This window comes from Mycobacterium malmoense (assembly GCF_019645855.1).
Lineage (GTDB): Bacteria > Actinomycetota > Actinomycetes > Mycobacteriales > Mycobacteriaceae > Mycobacterium > Mycobacterium malmoense.
Window position 1 is genome coordinate 4,687,825 of record NZ_CP080999.1, and the last position, 20,478, is coordinate 4,708,302.

Genomic DNA, 20,478 nt, shown 5'->3' on the forward strand with positions numbered 1-20,478 from the left:
GTTTACCGGCGATTGACAGCTGCCGATCTTCCTATGAATCGGTACAGGTTGGAACCGATCGTGCCCCAATCACGGCTGGAGGCTGACTGCGTATGTTTCCTGCGGTGCCAGCCGCCGAACCGCCCCGCAAATCGCCCTTGCCATCAAGGGAATGGTCGATGAGGCACAGTGCCTCGTGCTGATTGACGTGGTTAGACTTAAAGCATGATTAAAGCGGTTGTGTTCGATGTTGGCGAGACGCTTGTCGATGAAACACGGGAGTATGGCACTTGGGCCGATTGGCTTGGAGTTCCGCGCCACACATTTGCTTCAGTATTTGGTTCCGTCATTGAGTCGGGCAAGGATTATCGTGAAACCTTTCAAGTGTTTAGACCCGGCTTCGACCTGACCATAGAGCGGGAGGCCAGGGCCGCGGCAGGGCAGCCGGAATGGTTTGGCGAAGATGATCTTTATCCAGACGTGCGCTCGACGTTGTCGGCTCTTCGGGCGGCTGGCGTGTGGGTTGGCATTGCTGGTAACCAGACAATCCGCGCCGGCGGTCTCCTTCGTGCTCTCGACCTGCCGACGGATCTTGTTGCAACTTCCGATGATTGGGGTGTAGAGAAGCCAGACCCTCTGTTTTTCGAGAAAGTTGTCGAGGTGTCGACGACAGACGAACCCTCAGAGGTTGTCTATGTGGGCGATCGTATTGATAACGACCTCAGACCCGCCAAAGAAGTGGGATTGAAGACAATCTTCGTTCAGCGTGGTCCATGGGGTTGGATATCTCGCAATTCTCCCGAACTGAACCAGGTAGCCGATTGGCAGGTGAAGAGTTTGCGCGAGATTCTTGACCTACTCCCTGTTAGCTAAATGAATTTACCGCAGTGTGCCAATCGTATAGCTTCGCGTCCAGATTACGCACCGCTGGAAGTGACTCATATTCGCGCAGGCTTTCTCTGACGGTTTTTATTTGATCCATTGCGGTCGCATACCATTGCCGACTGACGCCTTCAATTGCGTCGGTCAGGAGTTCGCTCGCTCGGTCGGGGTCCTTGTCGGCGACGGCTGCCGCGGCGAGATCAGCGAGGGTGATGGATCGTTGCTTCGCGGCGTTGTCGGGCAGATCGGCGAGAACTTGGGTGAGGACGGTCTGAGCCTGATGCGGGCGACCGGCTGCGATGAGGGTGTTGCCCTTAAATCCCTGGAGCCGCGTCAGCGAGAACCAATCAAACCATGCTGGTAGCTCTGAATCCTCGGGTTGGTTCGCTAGCAGGGCCTCAGCTTCGTCGATGAGCCTCAGTGCATCGCGGGTGTTGTCGAACCGGGTTTCGACCTCTGCCTCAACGGCATTGAGCCAGGCAACGATTGCTTCCGGTGCGTGACCGCGATGAGCGAACGCGCGCGCCGCGCGAATACGGTCCCGAGCTTCTTGGGCCCTGGTTCGGTCGCCGGAAAACGCTGGCGCGAAAGCCATATGCGCCAATACCGCCGCCCCTAACTGATAGTCGTCGGCTTGATAGGCGGCTTCTAACGCCAAGACGAAATGGGGCTGGGCGACTTCGGGTTGTTGTTGGTCGAAGAAGGCTAGTCGGCCAGCAAGCAGGCTGGCCTCAGATAGCGCTGTTGCCAGACCTTTTCGGGCCGAATCGTCAATGGTGGACAAGAGCGATGCACCGAGGCCGGCGTGGCCGGCAACGAGCGGCAGAAGATCAGCCGCGGGGATCGTCCAGTACAGATGGCGGTAAGCGACGGAGATTGCTGCGAAATCGGCGGCGACGGCGACCGGTAGGGTCGGGCCGATTCTGCGGAGAGGGTGGCTTCCGCGTTGCTGAGTTTTGTTCGCTCGCAGCGTTTTTGAGTCATTCGGATCGTCATCCTGCCACGGAGCGACAAAGCCTAGATCGGTGACCGGGCGGTGAAAGAGCGCTTCCAACGCCGCCGCGTGCTCGGGATGGGGCCAGGGCGGATCTGCGGACTCCCATCGGCGGACTGTCCGGGAAGTCACTGAGATCCGCAGGCCAATTGAGCGCGCGGTTTTGGCGACCGCTTCGGCCAACGCAGCCTGCGATCGTAAGCCCAGTGCCTGTCGTGCCGCGCGTAGTCGCGCATTGCCTGTTGCGGGTGTCATGCGGCCACAGTAGGCCACTTTTCGGCCTTGATCCAGTCAGATTTCCGCTCGAACGTCCTATTTATGTCCGCTTTTATGTCCTCTCTAAGGACGTTCCGGTACCCGATCATGGTCCTGGCACGCCACTGTGCGCAAGGCCAACAAGGCACACATCAGGAGGCATAGGACAGATGGATGCGAAGCTCGTGGGCGAGGTTTACGTATGGGTCATGAAGGAGGCTCGGGAACGCTCGTCGTATACCGGCCGCGGTGAGAGCCGCGTCGCGACCGGACGCGAATGCGACGCCACCGGAGCATCGGTCTCCGGTGTCGAGTCGGTGATCGTCAGCGATCTGCTGGGAGTCACACCCGGCGCGACCGTCGTGATGCCGGATGCATTGGCCGCCGACGTGCCCGTCGGGACCGTGATCGGTGTGACCGGCAACAATGGGCTTACCGCACGGATCGTCGGCGGGGACTACGGAAGTACGCGTGTTTCTGTTTTCGGCGTTACCGAACTCCGCGTCATCGCTGACGGCGCGAAACTCATCCGGGATGCAGCCACCAAGCAGGCATCAGCTTCCCGGGGCGGATCGGCGGTCCAGTCGTGAACCCCTACGACCCATATTCGCCCGACCCCGGCTTCTCCGACCCGTACGCTGGATTTAGTCTTGAGCACCTTGAGCACCTCCTGATCGTCGGTGCGGCATGGCTGCTCGTCCTGGTCAGCGTTGTGGTTGTCTCGCTGGTGTTTTGGCGGCATCAAAACCCCGCGAGCTATCAGCGGTATTTCGCGGCACCAGTCCGACGCGTGCGCTGGCTGCTGTGGGCATACAGCTCTTGGTCCCGGCTGGCCAAAAGGTGCGGACTGTCGTTCTCCGAGCAGGTCCACCGCAAAGACAAGGACGGCAAGCAAACTACGACCACGGTGTGGTCTCACCCGAAGTTGTTGCGGGTCAAAATGTCTGACCACAGCCTGAACTTGACGGTACGTACCCGCACGGGCCAGACCGTCGATGATCTGGAAGCAGCAGTCCCCAAGATCCGCGATGCCGCCGGCGCTCATTCGGCGCGCGTTGTGGTAATTGCTCCGGGAACAGTTCGCATGGAGTTCGTCATGCGCGAGCACCTCGCCGGCGTCCATCACGCTACGACACTTACCCAAGTGGCGACGACCCATGTGCGATTGGGGCGCTGCGAGAATGGCCGGCCCTGGATTCTTCGTATCGCCGGCCTGCACACCCTCACGGTGGGGTGCTCCGGGGCCGGTAAGGGGTCGGTGTTTTGGGGAATCGCGGCTGGCTTCGGTCCCGCCGTCAAAGCCGGACTCGTGCGCCTGGTCGGGATCGACCTCAAGTATGGAATCGAGGTCTCTGTCGGAGCCCAACTCTTCACGAAAGTCGCTACCACCGAAAGCGACGCGGTGAAAACCCTTGCAGGGCTGGAACAACTGATGGACGCCCGAGGCGCCAGAATGGCCGGCGCCAAGCGCGACCACACCGCCAGCGCCGCTGAACCGTTGGTGGTGCTGCTCATCGACGAATTGGCCGGCGTCACCGCGTATATGAGTGATCCCGCGCTACGGAAACAAGCCGCGGCCTCCCTGTCGCGGATCTTGACCAAGGGCCGCGGCCTCGGTGTCGTCGTTGCGGCATTTCTGCAAGACCCGCGTAAAGAAGTTCTACCGATGAGGGGTTTGTTCACCCAGACCATCGCGCTACGGCTGCGTTCACGCGATGAAGTCGCCATGGTCCTCGGCGAGGGCCTGGCCGATGCCGCGCCAGCGCACCGGATCAGCCCCGATACTCCCGGCGTCGGCTACGTGATAGCTGCGGACGGGGCGGTGATGCGGGTTCGGGCCGACTACTGGACCGACGATCAAATCCGCGCGACCGCAACTCGATACCAGCCACAGGCGCGTCGAGCATCGTGAATCGCTCCTCTCGGAACGAAACATCCAGACGTGGAGAGGATTTGAGGACCAATGACAGCCAACGAATCATCGCGGGCTGACGCGCGGCTGGTCCGCCGTAAAGAGGATTTGCTGCGGCGTGCTGCGCTGGTCACCGTCGTCGGCTGGGATCAGGTCCACTATCAGCGGTCTACCGGCGAGGTCTTGGGCACCGCCCTGGTACTGCAAGACGCTGATGAAATCTTGCGCTGGGGCGAAACCGTGGCCTCGGCACTGTCCCGCTGGGCGTTTGATCTCTGGGGAATCGACGGCGGGCAAACAGATCTGGACGCCGGATGTCCCACGACGTTGGCATGGTTCGACTCGATCCGCAGCGAGCTGACCGGCACACGGTCCACAACCGTAACAACCGAGAAGGGGTGACGTCGATGGCGGTTCGTGTCGCTCGGGAAACGCTGGTGGCATCTGGCGAGTTTCCGGATTTATTGACGGCCGAACAGGTTTCGGCGCTGTTGGGCGTGTCAGCGGCGACGTTGAACCGCTGGGCAGCGATCCGCGAACAAACCGGACAACAAATCGGGCCGCCCTGCTACTCGTTGTCCGACCGTGTGCGCCGCTGGGATACGGCCGAGGTTCGCAAATGGCTTAACCAGGTCAAGCGCTGATGGCCGGTAACACGCCGCGCGGAATCCGTAAGCGGCTCAACGCCGCTGGAGCGACCCGGTACCAAGTCCGTTACCAGGTCCGTGACCCCGCCTCAGCATCCGGGTGGGTCGAGACCTCCGCCACCTTCGCGACCCTGCGAGAAGCCAAGGCATTCAAAGCTGAACGCGACAACGAAGCCGCACTCGGTGCCCGTCGGTTCGACCCACGGCTCGGCCGCGTGCCTCTCGTCAGGATTTGGGAACAATACAGCGCCTCAAAAAAGCCGGCAGTATCCCCGAAAACATGGAGCGGCTACAGCCAGCATTGGCAACTGCGGATCGCACCGAAGTTCAGACACATTCCCGTGGATGAGATCAGCCGGGCCGACGTGCAACAGTTCGTCGACGGCCTCACCGTGGGTCCGTGGGCGAAAGTGTCGACGCTGCGGCTGCTGCGCTCGATCCTCGAAGTCGCGCGCAATGACGGCCGCATCCACTGCAACCCCGCTGACGGTGTCTCAGCTGGCCGCATCCCCGAACGCGAACGCCACCGCTACCTGACCGCCCCCGAAGTTGCCGCGCTGGCCGCAGCGTGCAAAGACCAGGGTGATGTCGTCACCATCCTGGCCTACACCGGCCTGCGCTGGTCCGAACTCGTCGGCCTTTGCGTCGGCGATATCGACCTACCCGCCCGCCGCCTTCACGTGCGCCGGGCCGCGCCGGAAGTCGAAGGCCGCATCATCATCGGCCCGCCCAAAACGCGCGCCGCCAAACGCACCGTGCCTCTTCCGAAGGTCGTGATCGACGCGCTCACACCACGTCTGGCAGGGCGCAAACCGAGTGAGCCGGCCGTCACGTCCCCCAACGGGGCGATGCTCAGATCCAATAACTGGCGCCGACATGCCCACTGGTCACAAGCTTTGCGTACGACGAACCTCGCGCCCCTGACGATCCACGACCTGCGACACACCTATGCCAGCCTGGCCCGCAAATCCGGCGCAGATCTGCGCTACGTCCAGAAAACTATGGGCCACTCCACGCCGACCGTCACCGCCAACATCTACAGCGACCTCTACGCCGACGAACTCGACCATGTAGCCACGAACCTCGACCGCCTCAATGATTCCGTCGCGAACCAGGCGAACGGACAGGAACCGGACAAGACCAACAATCCATAGAGTGCTGTCACCGCGTCCGTGCAGCTCAACGATGGTGGCCAGGGGCGGGATCGAACCGCCGACCTTCCGCTTTTCAGGCGGACGCTCATACCGACTGAGCTACCTGGCCGGAAGGCAGGGAGTGCCTCGCCGTATCGGCGACCCTGACGGGACTCGAACCCGCGACCTCCGCCGTGACAGGGCGGCGCGCTAACCAACTGCGCCACAGGGCCTCGCTGCTGCTCCGCGTGACCGCGTCGCAAGTACCCCCTACGGGATTCGAACCCGCGTTACCGCCTTGAAAGGGCGGCGTCCTAGGCCGTCTAGACGAAGGGGGCCAGAACCGAATCTCTCCGGGGGCACTCGCAACGTAGGTACCGTTGGGAGCCACGCCAGCTTAGGTCACCGCAGGCCGAATCCTCAAACGAGCGTCGTTTCGAACCCAGTATCCTGAGTTCTCACGCCCCTATAGCTCAGTTGGTAGAGCTACGGACTTTTAATCCGCAGGTCCTAGGTTCGAGTCCTAGTGGGGGCACCGAAAGGCACCGAAAGGCCACCGAAAGCTGCTGTTACCTCGGGCGGCGCCCGACAGTGTTTCAGCCCAATCCGTGACACCTAGCCTTGCTGGCGCCCGAGGGGGCGCCGCGTGTCGGCGGGGCGGCACGATCGGCGGCAAGCCGCCCCGACCCGTCCAGGAACCAGCCCGCCTGCGGCATGGCCGTGGTTTAGCCGCCAAACGGCTTGGCTATGCTTCGCAAGATGACTGTCGATGCGGCCTCCCCGAACACCCCCGTAGCCCTGGTAACGATGGAAATCCGTCATCCAGCAACGGATTCCCTCAGCGAATCGTCGAGCGGAGAACTCAAACGCCTGCTCGCCGAACACCTGCCGATCGAACGCCAAGCGCAGGACCTGGCGTGGGCGATGGGCGCCGGCGGAAGTCCAACACCCGCTGCCGAGCGCTTCATCCGTTACGTCAACCGCGATAACACGCTTGCCGCCTCGATGAAGAACCAGGCGGTCGTCATCGAGACCACCTCCTACGCCAACTTCGAGGCGTTGCTCGACATCGTCATGCGGGTCATCGACGCTCGCTCGCAGGTCTCCTCGATCGTCGGAGTGGAACGCCTCGGTCTCCGGTACGTCCTCGAGGTCCGAGTCCCGGTGGGCGTGGATGGCCGTATCGAGTGGAGCAACTGGATCGCCGAGCCGCTGCTCGGGCCGCAGCGCATCGCGCCCGCCGGCCTGACCCTCACCGAGTGGCAGGGTGCCGCGGTCTACCGCGAAGCCCAACCGGGCAAATCGATGATCGTGCGCTACGGCCCGGGCGTGGGTCAGGCGCTCGACGCCAATTACCATTTACGCCGGACATTGCCGGCCCAACAAGGACCGTTCTTCCTTCTGGACATCGACAGCTTCTGGACTCCGACCGGGTCCATCCCCGAATACGACCGGGATGCGGTGCTGACGACTTTCCAGGACCTGTACCAGCCCGCTCGTACCGTGTTCGAGGAGATACTTACCAACCGCCTAAGGGATGACCTGCTCAGCCGGTAAGCGCTGGTAGCCGGGGCACCCGGCTCAGCCCAAATGCCCGGTCTTCAGGCAAGCACCGCGCTGCTGTAGGTCACATCGGCGAAGGCCTCCGCGACATCGTCGTCGGGATAGACGAAGCTGTTGGCCGCATGTAGCTCCGCGACAGTCTGGTACGACGTCTTCCAGCCGCGCCAGGTCAGATAGTCGAGGATGTGGCTGCGCTGGCCGTGATAGACGAGATCGTTGAAGTCGATTTCGAACCCGAGTTCGCTCATCCGGTCGTGATGCGCGCGCCACTGTTCGTCGGCGAAAACGGCCGTGTCCGGTACGAATTCAAAGGCCAGGCGGCTACCACGGGCGCTCAACGCGGTGATGTTGTCGAACAGCGCGTCCTGCGCCGCGTCGGGCAGATACACCAACAAACCTTCGGCACTCCACGCCGCGGGAGCCTGCGGATCGAATCCCGCGGCCTGCAGCGCCGTGGCCCAGTCATCGCGCAGGTCGATGGCCACCGTGCGCCGCTCGGCGGTGGGTTCGGCGCCCAGATCGCTTAGCGTCAGCGTCTTGAACTCGATCACCTCGGGCATGTCGACCTCGTAGACGACGGTGCCGGCCGGCCACGGCAGACGGTACGCGCGCGCGTCAAGTCCCGACGCCAGGATGACCGCCTGGCCAATGCCGCCCCGGGTCGCGTCGAGGAAGAACTGATCGTAAAACCTGGTGCGGCAGGCCATTCCGCGAGCCATTCGCTGTGGATCGAACTCGGACTCCCCGCCTACCGGAATCTGGCCGTTCACCAGCCGGACATAGACGTCAATTCCGACGGCACGCACCAACGGCGCCGCATATGGGTCGTCGATCAACTTCTCGTCGGTGGACAACGCCCGCTGGGCGGCGACCATGGTCGCCGTCGCCCCGACGCTCGTCGCCAAATCCCAACGATCACGATCGGTTCGCGCCATGGTGCTCCTTCTCCCCACCCGAAAAATATAGACGGTCTAGTTACTACCACAGCGCCAATTCCCGACCCTGTAGGACTACCCCTCCGAACTGTACGCAGCGGACGATCGACCTGGCCCGTCAGAACGTCGCGGAGGGCGGTGTCGACGGTCGTCTCCCAGGGCTGAAGCTACCAACCTTGCAGGAGTACCGATCGCTTCGCTACTATCTGCGTATGCATGCAGGTAATAGCGAAGGCCGCTTGCCCGACGACCAGGCCGGTCTGGTGGTCGAGGTCTTCCGGATGCTGGCCGACGCCACCCGCGTGCAGGTGCTCTGGTCGCTGACGCATCGCGAGATGTCGGTCAACGAACTCGCCGAGCACGTGGGCAAGCCCGCCCCCTCGGTTTCCCAGCACCTTGCGAAGCTACGGATGGCGCGCCTGGTGCGCACCCGCCGGGACGGGACCACGATCTTCTACAGCCTGGAGAACGACCACGTCCGCCAGCTCGTCATCGACGCGGTCTGCAACGCCGAACACGCCGGACCCGGGGTGCCCCGTCATCACCGCGGCGACAGCGGGCTGAAGGCAGTCGCCGACTCATCGTCACCGCCCGGCGCCCGAGCACGTCGAGCGCCCGGCTGAATGACTAAGAAAAACAACATATTTCGCACCGGGAGAGGACACCATGACCGAACAACACACCCATGACGCGCCGCACGCGCACGAGCACCACCATGCCGACGTGGCCCACACGCACGCGCACACCACGCACGAGCACGACCATGTCACACACGAGCACTCCCACACCCACGAAGACGGAACCGAGCACACCCATCGGCACGTGCACCAGCCCGGTTTGGAAGGCGTTCACAGCCACGCCCACGCATAACGCGACAGGTTGTCGGCGGCCGGGCCTCAAGTGGGCTAAAAGACCTTTGGACAGTAGTGCTTTGGGTTGTCGCGCTCGTCCACCGGCGGCAGGTTGCGTGCCGGCGTCTGCACCAGCGGCGCGTCGACAGTGATTCGCCCGTTCGCACGATCCCAGCCGGCTCGGGCCCGTGGGTGCTTGCGGTATCGCCTTGGCACGCAGGCGAAGACGACACGGACGAAGTCGCCGAAGCGTCGGTGTAGCCATTCGTCGTGGCGCGACCATCGGTAGCCCATCAGCTCACGCACCGGCGGATCGTAGAGGCCGACGGTGAGCCACACGAAGAACGGGGCCAGTAGTTTGCGCTGCGCGTCCCATAGCCAATCCGGAACTCGTTGCGCGAACGGCGGTTTGGGCAGTTCGGTCAGGTCGAGGACCGCACGCGCGGCCCGGTTGTTCTCTAATACGTTGCGGCACATATGATCCCAGTAGACCTGGAAATCCTCCCAGGACGCCGGCACCGGTCGCATGCTCATGCCGTACATGCGATACCACTCGACGTGCTCGTCGAAGAGCCGGCGCCGCTGCGCTTCGGTCAACCCGCCGCAAAACCGCTCGGCCACATGAATAGTGCCGACAAAGAACGTGGCGTGCGCCCAATAGAAGACGTCGGGGTTCAGCGCGTGGTAGCGGCGGCCCTGTTCGTCAACGCCCTTGATGGCGATGTGGTAGTCGCGCACCTCGGCGCCGGTGATCGGGGCGCGGTCACCGTCGAAAACCACTCCCCCGATGGGGTACAACGAGCGCAGCAGGCGGGGCCAGCGTTCCCGGAAGAACGTCGAGTGGTCGATGACTGCAGCGCCCAGCTGCGGGTGCATGTTCTGCATGGATCCCGCCCACGGACCCTGCAGCATGCCGCGCCAATCCCCGAAGTACCGCCATGTCAAGGACTCCGGGCCGAGCGGGATGGGCGGCGCCTCGTAGCCCAGCGGCGACACCGGACAGCCGCCGGCGACGCTGTTGGAGCCATTCGGGGCCCGGCCAGGAATTGCCTCCCCGCTAGCGGTCGTTGGGCCGCCACCGGCTCGGCCGCTGGTCAGCGGGTGGGCCGCGGACGTATGTTGAGTCACTATTGGATTCCTGTAAGCGTCGGCAATTCTGACTACATGCGTTGTCACTTTCGAGCTTAGGAGTGATGTGCAGACGCGTCAACGACGGGGCCGTTGGACCGGCGTCCCCCTGGAGAGCCGCCTCGCCCTCCGCCGCGACAATCTCGTCACCGCCGGCGTGCAATTGCTCGGCAGCGAAGCCGGACCCGCGCTGACCGTCCGCGCGGTGTGCCGCAAGGCCGCGCTCACGGAACGCTACTTCTACGAAAGCTTTTCCGACCGTGACGAATTCGTGCGGGCCGTCTACGACGACGTCTGCACGCGGGCGATGAACACCCTTACCTCGGCGAAAACCCCGCGCGAGGCCGTCGAACAATTCGTCGAGCTGATGGTCGACGACCCGGTGCGTGGGCGCGTGCTGCTGCTGGCGCCGGCCGTCGAGCCGGTGCTGACCCGGTCGGGCGCCGAGTGGATGCCCACCTTCATCGATCTGCTGCAGCGCAAGCTGTCCCAAATCGGGGATCCAACCCTGCAGAAAATGATCGCCACCAGCCTGGTCGGCGGCCTGTCGAGCCTGTTCACCGCATATCTCAACGGACAGCTCGGGGCCACCCGCAAGCAGTTCATCGACTACTGCGTCAATATGCTGTTCACGACGGCGGCCCCGTATGTACCCCCGCTTGACCAGGCGAAATCCGAGTAGCGGTTTCGTTTTCGCCGCCACCGGCAAGCCCCGGCCGGTGGGCTCATGCACCGAGCGGGCGTCCCCGGCCGGGCGCCCGCAACGATGGACAACCGTGACGTGCCGCGCCACGGCACAAACTTGATGCTACTGAGAGACACAGATATATTGAGTGCTACCCGTCGACACAGATAACTGGAGGGCCCATGTCAGCCCAGCTGACCGACCTACAGCTGTTGCACGAACTTGAACCGGTGGTCGAGAAGTACCTCAACCGCCACCTGAGCATGCACAAGCCCTGGAACCCCCACGACTACATCCCGTGGTCGGACGGCAAGAACTACTACGCCCTCGGCGGGCAGGACTGGGACCCCGAGCAGAGCAAACTTTCCGATGTCGCCCAGGTGGCGATGGTGCAGAACCTGGTCACCGAGGACAACCTGCCGTCGTATCACCGCGAGATCGCGATGAACATGGGCATGGACGGCGCCTGGGGGCAGTGGGTCAACCGCTGGACCGCCGAGGAGAACCGGCACGGCATCGCGCTGCGCGACTACCTGGTCGTCACGCGCGCGGTCGATCCCGTCGAGCTGGAGAAACTTCGCATCGAGGTGGTCAACCGGGGCTTCAGCCCGGGCCAGAACCACCAGGGCGAGTACTTCGCCGAGACCCTCACCCACTCCGTCCTCTACGTCAGTTTCCAGGAACTGGCCACCCGGATTTCGCACCGCAACACCGGCAAGGCCTGCAACGACCCCATCGCCGACCAGCTGATGGCCAAGATCTCGGCCGATGAGAACCTGCACATGATCTTCTACCGCGACGTCAGCGAGGCCGCATTCGACCTCGTCCCCAACCAGGCGATGAAGTCGCTGCACCTGATCCTGCGGCACTTCCAGATGCCCGGCTTCCAGGTACCCGAGTTCCGGCGCAAGGCCGTGATCATCGCCATGGGCGGCGTCTACGACCCGCGCATCCACCTCGACGAGGTCGTCATGCCGGTGCTGAAGAAGTGGCGCATCTTCGAGCGCGAGGACTTCACCGGTGAGGCAGCCGAATTGCGCGACGACCTTGCCCTGCTGATCAAGGAACTCGAGCTGGCCTGCGACAAGTTCGAGGTTTCCAAGCAGCGCCAACTCGAGCGGGAAGAGCGTACCGGCAAGAGGGTCACCGCATACGAGCTGCATAAAACCGCGGGTAAGCTGGCGATGAGCCGCCGTTAGTCCATCGTGTCGACCCGCTGCGCCCCGCTCCGCCGCGCTTGCGATCGCCACAGCCCGGTCTTGGGCATCGGTCCGATCACGCTCGCCAGCCCGGTTGTGCTGGCCCCGATGGCCGGCGTGACCAACGTTGCGTTCCGGACGCTGTGTCGTGAATTGGAGCAGTCCAAGGTCGGCACGGTCAGCGGGCTGTACGTCTGCGAGATGGTGACGGCGCGTGCGCTCGTCGAGCGGCATCCGGTCACCATGCACATGACGTCGTTCGCCCCGGACGAGTCGCCCCGCTCGCTGCAGCTCTACACCGTCGACCCCGCGACCACCTACGCGGCCGCCAGGATGATCGCGGACGAGGGCCTGGCCGACCACATCGACATGAATTTCGGCTGTCCGGTGCCCAAGGTCACCAGGCGTGGTGGTGGGGCGGCGCTGCCGTTCAAGCGGCGGCTGTTCGGGCAGATCGTCGCGGCGGCCGTGCGGGCCACCGAAGGCAGCGACATCCCGGTCACCGTGAAGTTCCGCATCGGCATCGACGACGAGCACCATACCCACCTGGACGCCGGCCGCATCGCCGAAGCCGAGGGCGCCGCCGCGGTCGCTTTGCATGCCCGCACGGCGGCGCAGCGCTATTCCGGCACCGCCAACTGGGAACAGATCGCGCGGCTCAAGCAGCAGGTGCGGACGATTCCGGTGCTCGGCAACGGCGACATCTACGATGCCAGCGACGCCTTGGCGATGATGGCCGCCACCGGCTGCGATGGCGTCGTCATCGGCCGGGGGTGCCTGGGCCGGCCGTGGCTGTTCGCCGAGCTGTCGGCCGCGTTCACCGGCGGCCCGCCCCCGGTCCCGCCCACGCTCGGCGAGGTCGCCGGCATCGTCCGCCGGCACGGCCGGTTGCTGGCCGCGCATTTCGGCGAGGACAAAGGCATGCGCGATATCCGCAAGCACGTCGCCTGGTACCTGCACGGCTTCCCCGCCGGATCCGAGTTACGAAGAGCGCTGGCGATGGTCAAGACGCTGGATGAACTCGATCGTCTGCTCGACCGGTTGGACGGCGCGGTCCCGTTTCCGGAGGCGGCGACCGGCCCCCGCGGCCGACAGGGTTCGCCCGCCCGCGTGGCCCTGCCGGAAGGCTGGCTGACCGACCCGGACGACTGCACGGTGCCGGCCGGAGCCGAGATCATGGGATCGGGCGGCTGAACCGAGGCGGGCTCGAAATCGCATCTGGGGCGATAACTCAGTACGATGTGTGCCTTGCCGCAGTGCGCTTTGGCGGCGGCCGACCTCGTGCCGCTGCAAGAGCGCGACAGCACCGTGCCACCCGCGGGTAGCTCGGGTTGCAGCGCTGATAACGCCAGCGCTGCGCTGACATGTGGGCACGGACATGCCTAACCGTTCGCATCAGAGCTTCGGAGGCCGATAGGACATGGGTGACGGTGGGAATGACGCCACTCTCGACCGTCAGCGCCTGCCGCGCGTGGGCAACGGCCAGCCGATCACCCCGGACCCGCAGCCGACGCTGGCCGCAGCCCCGTGGGAGCGGTTCTCGGAACCGCCGTGCGATGACAGCCTCCACCGCTGGCAGTCCGAGCCGCCCCTCGCCGAACCCGACGAACCCGACGCCGGCGGCGAAGAGAAGGCCGGATGCCACACCGGCGGCGAACTCACCGTCGCTGACCTGATTGCCAAGGTCGGCGCCCCGACCCCGGACCGGCCCAGCCACCATCATGTCGCCCCCGACACCGAACCCGCCGAGGATGCGCCGGACCTGCCCGTCGACCAGCAGGACACGCAAGTCATCGACACCCCGGCCTATTCGCTCGACGTCGTCTCGGAGCTTCCCGACCTCGAGGCCGCCCACCCGGATGGCGACGAGACCGAGGCCGACCGAATCGAGGCATCGACCGGGTCGCACCGGCGGCGACCGGGGCGGATCCACCGAGTACCGGCGTCCCGGGCGCCGAAGGGGGCCACGAAGAACCGCGAGCCGGAAACCAAATCCCGCCGTCGGCCGATACTGCTGGCCGCGCGCTCGCTGGCGGCGTTGTTTGCCGTGCTGGCCCTGGTCCTGACCGGTGGGGCATGGCAATGGAGCACGTCAAAGAACAACCGCCTCAACTTCGTCAGCGCGCTCGATCCGCACTCGGACGACATCCGTGACCCCAACGGTCAGTACGGCGACGAAGACTTCCTGATCGTCGGCATGGACTCCCGTTCTGGGGACAACGCCAACATGGGCGCCGGCGACACCGAGGACGCCGATGGCGCCCGGTCGGACACGGTGATGCTGGTCAACATCCCGGCGAATCGCAAACGCGTGGTGGTGGTGTCGTTCCCCCGCGACCTGGCGATCACCCCGATGCAGTGCGAAGCCTGGAACCCCGACACCGGCAAGTACGGACCCATCTACGACCAGAAGAACGGGACCTTGGGTCCCAGGATCGTCTACACCGAGACCAAACTGAACTCGACCTTCTCCTTCGGCGGACCGAAATGTCTGGTCAAGGAAATCCAGAAGCTGTCCGGGTTGAGCATCAACCGCTTCATCGCCGTCGACTTCGCCGGATTTGCGCGAATGGTCGACACTCTCGGCGGCGTCGAGGTGTGCACCAGCGCCCCGCTGCACGACTACGAACTGGGCACCGTCCTGGAACACGCGGGGCGCCAGGTCGTCGACGGGCCGACCGCGTTGAACTACGTGCGAGCCCGCCAGGTCACCACCGAAACCAACGGTGACTACGGCCGCATCAAACGCCAGCAACTGTTCCTGTCGTCGCTGCTGCGTTCGCTGATCTCCGCGGACACGCTGTTCGACCTCAACAAGCTCAACAACGTCGTCAACATGTTCATCGGCGACGCCTACGTCGACAACGTCAAGACGAAAGACCTGGTCCAACTCGGTCAGTCGCTGCAGGGAATGGCGGCCGGGCACATCACGTTCGTCACCGTCCCGACCGGCGTCACCGACGAGAACGGCGACGAGCCGCCCCGCATGGCCGACATGCGGGCGCTTTTCGATGCCGTCATCAACGACGATCCGCTGCCGCAGGAAAACGACCAGAACGCCAAGCCGTTGGGCGGGACCTCCCCCACCTCGGGGGCGGGCTCGGGCTCAACCAAGGCGCCCACCACCAAGAAGGCGCCGGGCCCCATCGCGACCCCCGAGCCGCTGCGCCAGCAGGTCACGACGACCTCGCCGCAAGATGTCACGGTGCGGGTATCCAACGCGACCACGCAGAGTGGCCTGGCCACGACCGCAACCGGCCAGCTCAAGCGGAACGGCTTCAATGTCATGACGCCGGACGACTATCCGAGTTCGGTGAACAGGACGACGGTGTTGTTCTCGCCGGGCAACGAACAGGCCGCCGCCACGGTGGCGTCGTCGTTCGCCAATGCGAAGGTTCAGCGAATTTCCGGTTACGGGCAAGTCGTTCAGGTGGTGCTCGGCCCGGACTTCAATTCGGTTGGCGCTCCGGCGCCCAGCGGCTCGTCGATCAGCGTGCAGATAGAACGCGGCTCGGGCAGCGCACCGACCAAGCTGCCCGAGGATCTGACGGTGACCAACGCCGCCGACACCACCTGCGAGTAAACAATTTTGGCCGCACTGCGCCGCCCGTTTTCGGCGTCGAGACCGTAGGCTTGGCAGCATGCGAACCGCCTACCATGAGCAGCTCTCGGAGTTGTCCGAAAGGCTCGGCGAGATGTGCGGGCTGGCCGGGATCGCCATGGAGCGGGCAACGCAGGCCCTGCTGCAGGCCGACCTGGTGCTGGCCGAGCAGGTCATCTCCGACCACGAAAAGATCGCGGCGCTGAGCGCCCGCGCCGAGGAGAGCGCCTTCGTGCTCCTGGCGTTACAAGCGCCGGTCGCCGGTGATCTCAGGTCCATCGTGAGCGCCATCCAGATGGTGGCCGACATCGACCGGATGGGGGCGCTGGCCCTGCACGTCGCCAAGATCGCCCGCCGGCGGCATCCCCAGCATGCGTTGCCCGAAGAGGTCAATGGGTATTTCGCCGAAATGGGTAGGGTCGCAGTCGAATTGGGTAATGCCGCACAAGAGGTGGTGTTGTCCCGCGACCCGGAGAAAGCCGCCCGGATCCGCGAAGAAGACGACGCCATGGACGATCTGCACCGACACCTGTTCTCGGTGCTGATGGATCGGGAATGGAAGTACGGCGTGGCGGCGGCCGTCGACGTGACGTTGCTGGGCCGCTTCTACGAGCGCTTCGCCGACCATGCCGTCGAAGTGGCGCGGCGCGTCATCTTCCAGGCGACCGGCGCGCTCCCCGAAGAGGACAAGAGATAGGCCGCGTCAGCCGAACCGCCCGGAAATGTAGTCCTCGGTCGCCTTCTGGGTCGGGTTGGAAAAGATCCTCTCGGTGTCGTCGATCTCGACCAGCCGGCCGGGCCTTCCGACGGCTTCCAGGTTGAAAAACGCCGTCAGATCGCTCACCCGGGCGGCCTGCTGCATGTTGTGGGTCACGATGACGATCGTGTAGTCCTGCTTCAGCTCACTGATCAGTTCCTCGATGGCCATCGTCGAGATCGGGTCCAACGCGGAGCACGGCTCGTCCATCAGCAGCACATCGGGTTGCACGGCGATGGCCCGCGCGATGCACAGCCGCTGCTGCTGGCCCCCGGACAACCCGCCGCCGGGCCTGTCCAGCCGATCCTTGACCTCATCCCACAGGTTCGCGCCGCGCAGCGAGTATTCGGCCGTCTCGTCGAGCAGCTTGCGGTTGCGCACGCCCTGCAGCTTCAAACCGGCGACCACGTTGTCGCGAATCGACATGGCGGGAAACGGATTTGGCCGCTGGAACACCATTCCGATCGCCCGGCGCACACCGACCGGGTCGATGCCGGCGCCATAGATGTCTTGATCGTCGAGCAGCACACTGCCCTCGACCCGGGCGCCGGGAATCACCTCGTGCATCCGGTTCAGCGTGCGCAGCACGGTCGTCTTACCGCACCCCGACGGACCGATGAACGCTGTCACGCTGCGGGGCAGAACCGACAGCGTCACATCCGCGACGGCGTGAAACGGCCCGTAGTAGATGTTCACGGCTTTGAGGTCCAACCGCTTGGCCACTAGTGCTCCTGCCTACGACTTCTTGGGGGCATAGATTTTCGCGATCACCCTGGCCCCGATGTTGATGACGGCGATCACCAGAATGAGGGTTAATGCCGCGCCCCACAACCGATCCGTGGGAACGGGGTTGACGCCCGCCCCGGCCGACGTCTGGTCGTACATCATGCCGGGCAGCGACCCCATGAAACCGCTGAAGACGTTGTAGTTGATCGACTGGGAGTAACCGACGAGGATCAGCAGCGGAGCCGTCTCACCCATCACTCGGGCCACTGCCAGCATGATCCCGGTGATGATGCCGGACAGCCCGGCGGGAATGACGATCCTGGCGATGGTCTTCCACTTCGGGATCCCCAACGCGTAACTGGCCTCACGGAGGTCTGCCGGAACGATCCGCAGCATCTCCTCGGTGGCCCGCACGATCACCGGGAGCATCAACAGGACCAGGGCCAGCGACACCGCGAACTGGGAACGGGGTAGTCCCAACGTCGCCACACACAGCGCGTAGATGAACAACGCCGCCACGAGCGACGGCACACCGGACACGATGTCGACCATGAATGTGGCCAGCCTGCCCAGCCGGGTGCCGCCGCCGTATTCGACCAGGTAGATCGCCACCATGATGCCGATCGGGATCGAGACTATGGCGCACACCAGTCCCTGTAGCAAGGTGCCGACGATCGCGTGGTAGGCGCCGCCGCCGGCCACGAACGCCGTCATGCCCGCCTGCGAATGCGTCCACCACACCGTGGACGTAATCGCCGTGAAGCCCTTGGCGATTACCGAACACACCACCAACAACAGCGGCGTCACGGCGACCACCATCGACAGCGTCACCAGCACGGTCGCGACGGTGTTGGCGACCCGCCGGCGCCGGCCGGGCTCCGAAAATGCCCGCGCCTTGAGCGGGCGGTCCAACATCGACGTCATCGGCCGCCCCTGGTGCTCCCGGTTCCGGCGGCCGCGCCGCGCGCCAGGGCGTCGACCAGGAAGGTAAGCACGAAAAGGACCAGCCCGGCGGCGATATAGGCGCCCGCCTTGTACCGGTCGTCGAATTCCGACGCGGTGGCCGCGATCTTGGTGGCGAAGGTGGAGCCGCCGTCGAACAACGACCAGCCGAACGCCGCTTGGGTGCCCCGCAAGATGACCAGCAGCGCGACCGTCTCACCCAGGGCGCGGCCCAGACCCAGCATCGCGCCGCTGATGTAGCCGGATCGCCCGAACGGCAGCACGGTCGTCTTGACCACTTCCCAACGCGTGGCGCCGAGCGCCAGTGCGGCCTCGATCTGGTCCCGCGGTGTCTGGACGAACACTTCGCGGGTGACCGCGGTGATGATCGGCAGGACCATCACCGCCAGAACGATCCCACCGGTGAAGATGGTGCCGCCCCCGGCCATCGACGCGTTGCCGCTGGCGAACAGGAAGCACCAGCCCATGGCGCGGTTCAGCCAGGTCGCGACGGGGCGCAGCTGCGGCGCCAGCACGTACAGGCCCCACGCGCCGTAAACGATCGAGGGCACCGCGGCCAGCAGATCGACCGCGTAGGCCAGCGGTCCGGCAACCCGCCGAGGCGCGTACTGCGTGATGAAGATGGCGACGCCCAGCGCGACCGGCATGGCCAGGATCAACGCGAACAGCGACACGAACACGGTCACCTGCGCCAGCTCGAAGATCCCGAAGTGCATCGCCGAGGTGTCGGTGGTGACCCAGTTGCCGCCGTAGCTGAAGAAGTTCTCTCGATTGCGCTTCAAGGCCGGTATCGCGCGCAACAACAAGAATCCGCCGATCGCGGCGATCAGGACAACGATCAGGACACCCGATCCCTGTGCCAGCCAGCGAAATAACCTGTCCCCCACGCGTGGCTGGGCACGCCCCCACGGGCTGATCGGCACCACCGGCGACTCGGGAAAGGGCGCGGCAACGACCGCACCCGAACCCGCGGCGGAGGGATTTGGCGTTGTCACTGTGATCCCGTCGCAGTCCTGCTGTCGCTCCTGGAAAACCACTGGCTACTGCATGGCATTGATCGCGGTAACCAATCGCCCCTTGACTTTATCCGGCAGGGGAATGTACCCGGCGGACATCAGGCCACTCTGCCCGTCGGTGGCGGCCACCGTGAGAAACGACTTGATCGCGGCGGAGGTATCCGCGTCGTAGCCCTTGGAGCACACGATCTCGTAGGTGGCGAGCACCAACGGGTAGGTACCCGGCCGCTGGGTGGTGAACATCGAGTTCAGGTCCAGCACCAGGTCGTTGCCGTCGGCGACGAAGCCGGCCGCTTGGATGGCGTTGCTGGCCGTGTCGTTGGTGAGCGGCACCACGCCATCGCCGGTGTCGATCTGGGCGTACGGCACACCGGCCTGATCGGCGAAGCCCTTCTCGACGTATCCGATGCCGCCCAGTGTGGCCCGAACGGCCTGGATCACACCGGCCGACTTGGTGGCCCCTTCGCCGACGCCGCCCTGAAACTCGGTGCCAACCCCTCTGGTCCAGCTCTGCGGCGCGGCGGCCGTCAAGTACTTCTGCACGTTGTCGGTGGTTCCCGACGAGTCCGCCCGGTAGATCGGCACCACCTTGGTGTCGGGCAGCGCGACACCGGGGTTGAGCGCCGCCAGAATCGGGTCATTCCAGACCGTGATCCTGCCGCTGAAGACCTTGGCCAGCGCGTCACCGCTGACGATCAACCTCGGCACGCCCGGCAGGTTGTACACCAATGCGATCGGCCCGAACACCAGCGGCAGGTCCCACGCCGGGTTTCCGCCGCAGCGTTTGGCGGCCGGGCCGATCTGATCCGCCACCAAGGGCGAGTCCGCTCCCGCGAAGTCGACATGGCCGGCGATGAACTGCTCACGCCCGGCGCCCGACCCGGTCGGGTTGTACGACACGGCCTTGCCCGGGCAGTCCTGGCCCCACACGTGGTTGAACAGGGCGATCGCATTCTGTTGAGCGGTCGAGCCTTCCGCCGTCAGACCGTTTTTGCCGCCGCATCCCGCGGTACCGGCGGCCCCCGAGGACGCTTTCGCCGCGGCGCCGCGGCGGTTGTCGTCGCTGCCGCAGGCGGGCAAGGTCGCAACACAGATCACCAACGCCACGACCGCCAGCGCCATGCCCTTTCCGTCGAGCCTCACCGATCTCGCTTTCTGACGCACTCCGAACGCATGCGGGCGCCGCTGGCCGTCTACCAATGGGAGGTTGCCAAGTCAGCGCGAAAGTATGCGCCCGTGCCGCCCACAGAAA

The 20,478-nt window shown here is 64.8% G+C and carries 21 protein-coding genes and 4 tRNA genes; 15 read left to right on the top strand and 10 right to left on the bottom strand.

The genetic code is table 11. The annotated features are described in order from the left end of the window. Positions 1-204 precede the first annotated feature (204 nt). On the top strand, positions 205-852 hold the full coding sequence (locus K3U93_RS21560; protein ID WP_083009899.1) for an HAD family hydrolase: 648 nt from the start codon (positions 205-207) through the stop codon (positions 850-852). Here K3U93_RS21560 and K3U93_RS21565 read toward each other — a convergent pair. Beyond that, the gene (locus tag K3U93_RS21565) at positions 845-2,110 is read right to left on the bottom strand and encodes a helix-turn-helix domain-containing protein (protein ID WP_071512368.1); all 1,266 of its coding nucleotides are present in this window, start codon (positions 2,108-2,110) and stop codon (positions 845-847) included. The genes K3U93_RS21560 and K3U93_RS21565 overlap by 8 nt on opposite strands. A gap of 170 nt (positions 2,111-2,280) precedes the next feature. Between K3U93_RS21565 and K3U93_RS21570 the strand changes: the two genes are divergently transcribed. Genes K3U93_RS21570 through K3U93_RS21590 form a run of 5 tightly spaced genes read left to right on the top strand, consistent with a single transcriptional unit; the run spans position 2,281 to position 5,823 of the window. After that, on the top strand, positions 2,281-2,700 hold the full coding sequence (locus K3U93_RS21570; RefSeq protein ID WP_071512367.1) for a hypothetical protein: 420 nt from the start codon (positions 2,281-2,283) through the stop codon (positions 2,698-2,700). After that, a complete protein-coding gene (locus K3U93_RS21575) occupies positions 2,697-4,022 on the top strand; it encodes an FtsK/SpoIIIE domain-containing protein (RefSeq protein WP_071512366.1) in 1,326 nt (441 codons plus the stop codon). The genes K3U93_RS21570 and K3U93_RS21575 overlap by 4 nt, the downstream gene beginning before the upstream one ends. Positions 4,023-4,073: 51 nt before the next feature. Beyond that, entirely contained in the window at positions 4,074-4,424 is a 351-nt protein-coding gene (locus tag K3U93_RS21580) for a hypothetical protein (protein ID WP_071512365.1), read from the top strand. Between the two features lie 5 nt (positions 4,425-4,429). Then, the gene (locus K3U93_RS21585) at positions 4,430-4,666 is read left to right on the top strand and encodes a helix-turn-helix transcriptional regulator (protein ID WP_071512377.1); all 237 of its coding nucleotides are present in this window, start codon (positions 4,430-4,432) and stop codon (positions 4,664-4,666) included. Further along, on the top strand, positions 4,666-5,823 hold the full coding sequence (locus tag K3U93_RS21590) for a site-specific integrase (RefSeq protein WP_071512364.1): 1,158 nt from the start codon (positions 4,666-4,668) through the stop codon (positions 5,821-5,823). The genes K3U93_RS21585 and K3U93_RS21590 overlap by 1 nt, the downstream gene beginning before the upstream one ends. 32 nt (positions 5,824-5,855) lie before the next feature. Here K3U93_RS21590 and K3U93_RS21595 read toward each other — a convergent pair. From K3U93_RS21595 to K3U93_RS21605, 3 genes are all read right to left on the bottom strand, one after another. Beyond that, positions 5,856-5,932, bottom strand: a tRNA-Phe gene (locus tag K3U93_RS21595). A gap of 29 nt (positions 5,933-5,961) precedes the next feature. Then, positions 5,962-6,035 (bottom strand) — tRNA-Asp (locus K3U93_RS21600). A gap of 31 nt (positions 6,036-6,066) precedes the next feature. Then, positions 6,067-6,140, bottom strand: a tRNA-Glu gene (locus K3U93_RS21605). A 124-nt stretch (positions 6,141-6,264) separates the two neighbouring features. On the opposite strand from K3U93_RS21605, the gene K3U93_RS21610 reads away from it, so the two are divergent. Both K3U93_RS21610 and K3U93_RS21615 read left to right on the top strand, forming a co-directional pair. Next, positions 6,265-6,337: transfer RNA gene (locus K3U93_RS21610), tRNA-Lys, on the top strand. Between the two features lie 212 nt (positions 6,338-6,549). After that, a complete protein-coding gene (locus tag K3U93_RS21615; RefSeq protein WP_071510649.1) occupies positions 6,550-7,359 on the top strand; it encodes a TIGR04255 family protein in 810 nt (269 codons plus the stop codon). Between the two features lie 44 nt (positions 7,360-7,403). Here the strand turns inward: K3U93_RS21615 and K3U93_RS21620 are convergent, their stop codons facing one another. After that, complete coding sequence (locus tag K3U93_RS21620; protein WP_083009901.1) at positions 7,404-8,300, bottom strand: SAM-dependent methyltransferase; 897 nt, start codon at positions 8,298-8,300, stop codon at positions 7,404-7,406. 212 nt (positions 8,301-8,512) lie between these two features. Here K3U93_RS21620 and K3U93_RS21625 point away from each other — a divergent pair, with 212 nt between their 5' ends. After that, entirely contained in the window at positions 8,513-8,923 is a 411-nt protein-coding gene (locus K3U93_RS21625; protein ID WP_083009902.1) for an ArsR/SmtB family transcription factor, read from the top strand. Between the two features lie 43 nt (positions 8,924-8,966). Next, positions 8,967-9,170 (top strand): zinc transporter Slc39a7, encoded by a 204-nt coding sequence (locus tag K3U93_RS21630; protein WP_071510646.1) that lies wholly within the window; start codon positions 8,967-8,969, stop codon positions 9,168-9,170. A 35-nt stretch (positions 9,171-9,205) separates the two neighbouring features. On the opposite strand, the gene K3U93_RS21635 is transcribed toward K3U93_RS21630, so the two are convergent. Further along, positions 9,206-10,198 (bottom strand): oxygenase MpaB family protein, encoded by a 993-nt coding sequence (locus K3U93_RS21635; RefSeq protein ID WP_230981714.1) that lies wholly within the window; start codon positions 10,196-10,198, stop codon positions 9,206-9,208. A 148-nt stretch (positions 10,199-10,346) separates the two neighbouring features. Here K3U93_RS21635 and K3U93_RS21640 point away from each other — a divergent pair, with 148 nt between their 5' ends. The 5 genes from K3U93_RS21640 to phoU all read left to right on the top strand — a co-directional run bounded on the left by K3U93_RS21640 (position 10,347) and on the right by phoU (position 16,461). After that, positions 10,347-10,961 carry a TetR/AcrR family transcriptional regulator gene (locus K3U93_RS21640; protein WP_139796814.1) on the top strand — a complete coding sequence of 205 codons (615 nt, stop codon included), beginning with the start codon at positions 10,347-10,349 and terminating at the stop codon, positions 10,959-10,961. 185 nt (positions 10,962-11,146) lie between these two features. Then, positions 11,147-12,163: an acyl-ACP desaturase gene (locus K3U93_RS21645; protein WP_071510644.1), complete on the top strand. Its 1,017-nt coding sequence runs from the start codon at positions 11,147-11,149 to the stop codon at positions 12,161-12,163. A gap of 60 nt (positions 12,164-12,223) precedes the next feature. Beyond that, complete coding sequence (gene dusB / locus K3U93_RS21650) at positions 12,224-13,357, top strand: tRNA dihydrouridine synthase DusB (RefSeq protein WP_083009904.1); 1,134 nt, start codon at positions 12,224-12,226, stop codon at positions 13,355-13,357. 319 nt (positions 13,358-13,676) lie between these two features. Continuing rightward, the gene (locus K3U93_RS21655; RefSeq protein ID WP_420915429.1) at positions 13,677-15,746 is read left to right on the top strand and encodes an LCP family protein; all 2,070 of its coding nucleotides are present in this window, start codon (positions 13,677-13,679) and stop codon (positions 15,744-15,746) included. 58 nt (positions 15,747-15,804) lie between these two features. Then, entirely contained in the window at positions 15,805-16,461 is a 657-nt protein-coding gene (gene phoU / locus K3U93_RS21660; protein ID WP_071510641.1) for a phosphate signaling complex protein PhoU, read from the top strand. A 6-nt stretch (positions 16,462-16,467) separates the two neighbouring features. Here the strand turns inward: phoU and pstB are convergent, their stop codons facing one another. From pstB to pstS, 4 genes are read right to left on the bottom strand one after another with little or no spacing between them, the layout of a single operon-like run. Then, positions 16,468-17,244, bottom strand: a complete 777-nt coding sequence (gene pstB / locus K3U93_RS25090) for a phosphate ABC transporter ATP-binding protein PstB (protein ID WP_071510640.1) — start codon at positions 17,242-17,244, stop codon at positions 16,468-16,470. A 12-nt stretch (positions 17,245-17,256) separates the two neighbouring features. Further along, a complete protein-coding gene (pstA, locus tag K3U93_RS25095) occupies positions 17,257-18,171 on the bottom strand; it encodes a phosphate ABC transporter permease PstA (protein WP_071510639.1) in 915 nt (304 codons plus the stop codon). Beyond that, complete coding sequence (pstC, locus tag K3U93_RS21670; RefSeq protein ID WP_420915363.1) at positions 18,168-19,205, bottom strand: phosphate ABC transporter permease subunit PstC; 1,038 nt, start codon at positions 19,203-19,205, stop codon at positions 18,168-18,170. Before pstC ends, pstA begins: the two co-directional genes overlap by 4 nt. A gap of 45 nt (positions 19,206-19,250) precedes the next feature. Beyond that, on the bottom strand, positions 19,251-20,369 hold the full coding sequence (pstS, locus tag K3U93_RS21675) for a phosphate ABC transporter substrate-binding protein PstS (protein WP_083009906.1): 1,119 nt from the start codon (positions 20,367-20,369) through the stop codon (positions 19,251-19,253). Positions 20,370-20,478 lie beyond the last annotated feature (109 nt).

Bases quoted from the DNA above. Each gene is read 5' to 3' on its own strand.
- K3U93_RS21570 (WP_071512367.1), top strand. From the start codon at position 2,281: ATGGATGCGAAGCTCGTGGGCGAGGTTTACGTATGGGTCATGAAGGAG.
- K3U93_RS21580 (WP_071512365.1), top strand. From the start codon at position 4,074: ATGACAGCCAACGAATCATCGCGGGCTGACGCGCGGCTGGTCCGCCGT.
- K3U93_RS21615 (WP_071510649.1), top strand. From the start codon at position 6,550: ATGCTTCGCAAGATGACTGTCGATGCGGCCTCCCCGAACACCCCCGTA.
- K3U93_RS21560 (WP_083009899.1), top strand. From the start codon at position 205: ATGATTAAAGCGGTTGTGTTCGATGTTGGCGAGACGCTTGTCGATGAA.
- K3U93_RS21590 (WP_071512364.1), top strand. From the start codon at position 4,666: ATGGCCGGTAACACGCCGCGCGGAATCCGTAAGCGGCTCAACGCCGCT.
- K3U93_RS21630 (WP_071510646.1), top strand. From the start codon at position 8,967: ATGACCGAACAACACACCCATGACGCGCCGCACGCGCACGAGCACCAC.
- K3U93_RS21565 (WP_071512368.1), bottom strand. From the start codon at position 2,110: ATGACACCCGCAACAGGCAATGCGCGACTACGCGCGGCACGACAGGCA.
- K3U93_RS21620 (WP_083009901.1), bottom strand. From the start codon at position 8,300: ATGGCGCGAACCGATCGTGATCGTTGGGATTTGGCGACGAGCGTCGGG.
- pstA (WP_071510639.1), bottom strand. From the start codon at position 18,171: ATGACGTCGATGTTGGACCGCCCGCTCAAGGCGCGGGCATTTTCGGAG.
- phoU (WP_071510641.1), top strand. From the start codon at position 15,805: ATGCGAACCGCCTACCATGAGCAGCTCTCGGAGTTGTCCGAAAGGCTC.
- K3U93_RS21645 (WP_071510644.1), top strand. From the start codon at position 11,147: ATGTCAGCCCAGCTGACCGACCTACAGCTGTTGCACGAACTTGAACCG.
- K3U93_RS21625 (WP_083009902.1), top strand. From the start codon at position 8,513: ATGCATGCAGGTAATAGCGAAGGCCGCTTGCCCGACGACCAGGCCGGT.
- K3U93_RS21585 (WP_071512377.1), top strand. From the start codon at position 4,430: ATGGCGGTTCGTGTCGCTCGGGAAACGCTGGTGGCATCTGGCGAGTTT.